5 protein-coding genes are annotated in these 4,526 nt (G+C 49.8%); 4 read left to right on the top strand and 1 reads right to left on the bottom strand.

Annotated elements, in window-relative coordinates:
• Positions 1–668: DRTGG domain-containing protein (locus ACYC56_RS12405; protein WP_461374493.1), on the top strand; the 668-nt coding region annotated here is incomplete at its 5' end.
• Between the two features lie 9 nt (positions 669–677).
• On the opposite strand, the gene ACYC56_RS12400 is transcribed toward ACYC56_RS12405, so the two are convergent.
• A complete protein-coding gene (locus tag ACYC56_RS12400; protein WP_461374492.1) occupies positions 678–1,667 on the bottom strand; it encodes a M56 family metallopeptidase in 990 nt (329 codons plus the stop codon).
• A 471-nt stretch (positions 1,668–2,138) separates the two neighbouring features.
• Between ACYC56_RS12400 and plsX the strand changes: the two genes are divergently transcribed.
• The 3 genes from plsX to ACYC56_RS12385 all read left to right on the top strand — a co-directional run.
• Positions 2,139–3,152, top strand: coding sequence for a phosphate acyltransferase PlsX (gene plsX, locus ACYC56_RS12395; RefSeq protein WP_461374491.1), 1,014 nt, complete (start codon positions 2,139–2,141; stop codon positions 3,150–3,152).
• Complete coding sequence (locus tag ACYC56_RS12390) at positions 3,145–4,149, top strand: beta-ketoacyl-ACP synthase III (protein ID WP_461374490.1); 1,005 nt, start codon at positions 3,145–3,147, stop codon at positions 4,147–4,149. The genes plsX and ACYC56_RS12390 overlap by 8 nt, the downstream gene beginning before the upstream one ends.
• On the top strand, positions 4,149–4,526 hold a 378-nt coding region (locus ACYC56_RS12385; protein WP_461374489.1), incomplete at its 3' end, for a nitronate monooxygenase. The genes ACYC56_RS12390 and ACYC56_RS12385, both read left to right, overlap by 1 nt.

Below are 4,526 nucleotides of genomic sequence, written 5' to 3'. Positions count from 1 at the left end.
TCGCCCGAGAACTCAATGCTAGGGCGCTCTTTATCGCCCGGTTCCGCTCGGAGCTTGTGGTCGATGATATTCTCGCGGCGAGAGATTTGATGGGCGACACGTTCCTCGGCCTTGTCCTTAACCAGGTGCCGAATAGCCAGCGCGAAACCGCCGATATGATAATCCCTTATCTTAAGAAGAAGGGGATTACGACTTACGGCATACTTCCCCAGGATAAAACGCTGATGTCGGTAACCGTTGGCGAGATCGCCGAGAACTTAAACGGCACTATTTTGACCGCCGCCGAAAAAACCAACGAGCTGGTCGAGAACTTCATGGTTGGAGCCATGGGCCAGGAAAAGGCGCTCCGCTTCTTCCAGCGCACCGCAAATAAGGCCGTTATCACGGGCGGCGACCGGGCAGATGTTCAACTTGCGGCGCTCGAAACGCCGACTAAGGCGCTCATCCTTACCGGCAACATGCAGCCCAGCCCGATAGTGATGGCCCGTGCCGAAGACCTCGGCATCCCGATGATCCTGGTCGATCTTGATACATTGCAAGCGGTCGAGAAGACGGATGAGCTTGTCGGACGAGTCCGAATCCACCAGGCGCAAAAGGTGGAACGTTTCCGCGAGTTAGTGCGCTCTAACGTCAACGTGGATGGGATTATCGGTGATTTAGGGCTTTAGCGTTCACCGTTATCCGAAAAACGAGAAAAACGTTACGTCGGACACTTTAATATTAAAAAAGTATCGCACATAGAATAGCATTAAGAACAAAAGGGCAAGAGGAATTATTCTCAGGATAAGTCGTGGGTATCGCTTAAAATTAACCAGGTCGTTCACACGACGCTCGAGGTTTGACTTTGATACCACCATGGCTCTGTTAACCGACCAGACGGGTTCAGCCTGCGGTCGCTTAAGTAAGGTTTCCGCTATTTTTACAAACGATGTTGCAAGAGCGATCGGTTTATCGGTTGTTATAACAGCAAGATAATCCGCCGCCCGTTCTCTTTCATCCGAGATCAGCTTAAACGCGATCCGTGTGAACGGATTAAAAAACATTACTTCCTTGCAGATGATATTAAGCCAAAGCCAGATGCTGTCCTTTCTTTTTATGTGCGCGAGTTCGTGAGCGATAACTGCCTCCAGCTCGTCGCCGGACAGCATATCAACAAGTCCGTCCGGCAACACTATAATAGGGTTGGTAACGCCAATTACTGCAGGACATTGGATATCTGCAAAAACAATCCCCGGGGTCTTTATCTTTAACTTCCGGCTTAGTTCCTCAACCGTGGCAAACACAGTATCAAAAGCGCTATGATCCAGTTCAGACCCGGCGGTGAGCTGTGTTCGATACCGGTGAAGCTCCATCCACCTGCGGACAAATAAGGCCAGCATAGCGCATGAAGCAATAATGAAGACCGAGACCTCGATCGTCGTCACACCCCGTCCTAATACCTGACCCTGTACGCTAAATCGCTTATCATAGGTGTTTGAAATAAAATTAAGCGGATCAGGAATTTGAAGCCCGAATATGAAGGGTAAATGCAGCTTACTCCAATCAAGTGTATCGAGCCCCGTTACTTTCCAGCCGCCGATTAATATAATGAGCGGCTTTACCAGTGGAATAAGCAGGAACAGACGCCGAAGTGACGGTCTTTTTATGTGAAATACCCAAAGAGCCAACAACACTAGACCTAACGTAACCGCTGATCCTACAATAGACGGCAGTATATGGCTGAATAGAAACGATTGCGCAAAGTGCATCTTGATATCTTACGTCAATTGTAATTACCTGTTGCTTCCATGTTACACCAAGCTTGCTTGTAATTCACATGCGCGTTTATGGCGCCCGAGGGCTAATCGTATCAGCGGTTCTTTTGTTTAAAACCAGATATAGTCAACCATGTTTGCGCACGTAATGTTAAACCGCCAGCTCTTTACTATTGCCTGAGAGCAGCAAAATCCTGTAATCTTATTATCTAGTAATTGCTTGCAGCACAGCGCCAGTACTGTGTCATATTTATGATACTGTACTAGAGAATAGAAAATAGTGAAGAGACCATTTTCTATTCTCACCAGTAAATTCTTATCGTCGAACAATTTGTGATAGAGTACTAGATAATTAAACAGCAAATAACGAGGCAGCCAATACGAATGAATAATATAGTAGTTGCAGTCGATGTGATGGGCAGTGACCGCGGCCCGGATGAGATGATCAAAGGTGCGTTGAGCGCGGCGCATATTGTCCGCCACGTCGATATCGCTCTTCTGGGGCCAGAAGACCTTCTACAACCCAAACTTGAAAAAATCGAGCACCCGGATAACATCAGAATCGCGCACGCGCCCGACGTTATAAGTATGAGCGATGAGCCGGCATGGGCCGTTCGAAATAAAGGTCAGTCGACGATAGTCGTCGGCAGTAAGATGATTAAGGAGGGCAAGGCGCACGCACTCGTCAGCCCCGGGAACACGGGCGCGATGATGGCCGCCGGCCTTCTGATTATGGGCAGGATAAAAGGCGTATCCAGACCTGCGATCGCAATCCGGTACCCGGTGAGAAAAAGTGATGTTTACCTGATGGATGCGGGGGCGAACGCCGATTGCAAGCCCGAGAATTTGCTCGAATTTGCGATTATGGCAAACATATACCTGAGTTCGGTTATGAAAATCGACAATCCATCGATCGGGCTTCTCAGCATCGGTGAAGAACACACCAAAGGAAACGAGCTGGTCAAAGAGACATATCAGTTGCTCAAAAATTCCGGGCTTAATTTTTACGGTAACGTCGAAGGGCGGGATATCCCGAGGGGGACGACCAACGTGATTATCTGCGACGGCTTTACCGGCAACATCGTCCTTAAGCTTTCCGAGGCGCTTGTCAAAGAAGTGTTCGTCGAGCTTAAGGCGGTCATCAGCAGCTCACTTGTTGGCAAAATCGGTGCGTTTTTGTTAAAACCGAGCCTTATCAAACTAAGAAAACGGCTTGACCACGAGGAATATGGCGGTGCTCTATTGCTCGGCGTCAACGGGGTCAGCATTATTTGTCACGGCAGCTCGTCGGCAAAAGCGATACACAATGCGGTGCTTCTTGCAGTAAACGCGGTTGAAGGCGACGTCGTCGCTAAAATTCAGGACGACCTGAAAGGAAAAGCAAGGGTTAATGGCTAAGATTTCAGTTGGAATCGTTGGAATTGGTGTTCACGTTCCTGAAAAAGTACTGACCAACTTCGACCTGGAAAAGATGGTCGATACAAGCGACGCCTGGATACGCACACGAACGGGTATCGCAGAGCGTAGGGTAGCCGCAGAAGGCATCACGACGTCCGACCTTGCTGCCGAAGCGGCCAAGGCGGCGCTCAACGATGCGGGAATTACGGCGGATGAGGTAGATCTCATACTGGTCGCAACGTCTACGCCGGACATGATCTTCCCATCGACGGCCTGTCTTGTGCAAAATAAACTAGGAACCGCTGGATGTGCGGCGTTCGATATTCAAGCCGCTTGCACCGGTTTCCCGTATGGATTTACGGTCGCGGCGCAGTTCATCGAAACCGGAATGTATAAGACGGTTCTTTTGATCGGCGCCGATACCTTTACAAAATACATTAACTGGCAGGACCGGGGCACTTGCGTGCTCTTTGGCGATGGGGCAGGTGCAGTTGTGCTTCGCCAGGTCGATGACGGGTACGGGCTACTCAGTAGCTATCTTGCTGCGGATGGAAGCGGCGCCGACCTGCTCAAAATCCCCGCAGGAGGATCGGCGCTGCCGGGAAACGAATACTCTGTTGAAAACAAGCTTCACTACGTCCAGATGGCCGGGGGCGAAGTTTATAAATTTGCGGTAAGGATTTTGCCTGATGTAAGCACAAAAGCACTTGAGAAAGCGGGCCTTACCGTAAGCGACGTCGATTATCTTATACCACACCAGGCGAATATCCGTATCATTAACGCCGCAGCGGATCGGCTTGGTATCGACAAAGGAAAAATCATTGTAAACTTAGAAAAGTATGGGAATACGTCCACGGCCTCTATTCCGTTGGCGCTCTACGACCTGTACGCATCGGGCGGCCTCAAGCGGGGCGATATATTGCTCTTTGTCGGCTTTGGGGCCGGGCTTACGTGGGGTGCCAATGTTATCAGATGGTCTGAGGGAGGGGGAAGGTAGTGATTCGAACGAGACTTTGCGATTTACTTGGGATTGACTATCCGATTATACAGGGGGGTATGGCCTGGGTATCGACCGCCGAGCTTGTCGCCGCCGTTTCTAACGGTGGTGGTTTAGGTATTATCGGCGCAGGTCAAATGCCCACTTACATGCTGCGCGAGCAAATACGCAAAACCAAAGTGCTCACCGACAAGCCCTTTGGTGTAAATCTGATGCTACTGACTCCCCATATCGATGAGCTAATCCAGGTATCCCTGGAGGAACGCGTACCTGTTATAACTACGGGCGCAGGAAACCCAGGAGCGTTTATCAACAAATTTAAGGAGATAGGGACAAAGGTCATACCTGTTGTTCCATCCATAGCTCTTGCCCAAAGA

This window comes from Candidatus Aquicultor sp., from assembly GCF_054640775.1.
The sequence above is the reverse complement of the archived record's forward strand: the minus strand, read 5'-3'. Positions and strand labels throughout refer to the sequence as shown.

Bases quoted from the DNA above. Each gene is read 5' to 3' on its own strand.
- plsX (WP_461374491.1), top strand. From the start codon at position 2,139: ATGAATAATATAGTAGTTGCAGTCGATGTGATGGGCAGTGACCGCGGC.
- ACYC56_RS12390 (WP_461374490.1), top strand. From the start codon at position 3,145: ATGGCTAAGATTTCAGTTGGAATCGTTGGAATTGGTGTTCACGTTCCT.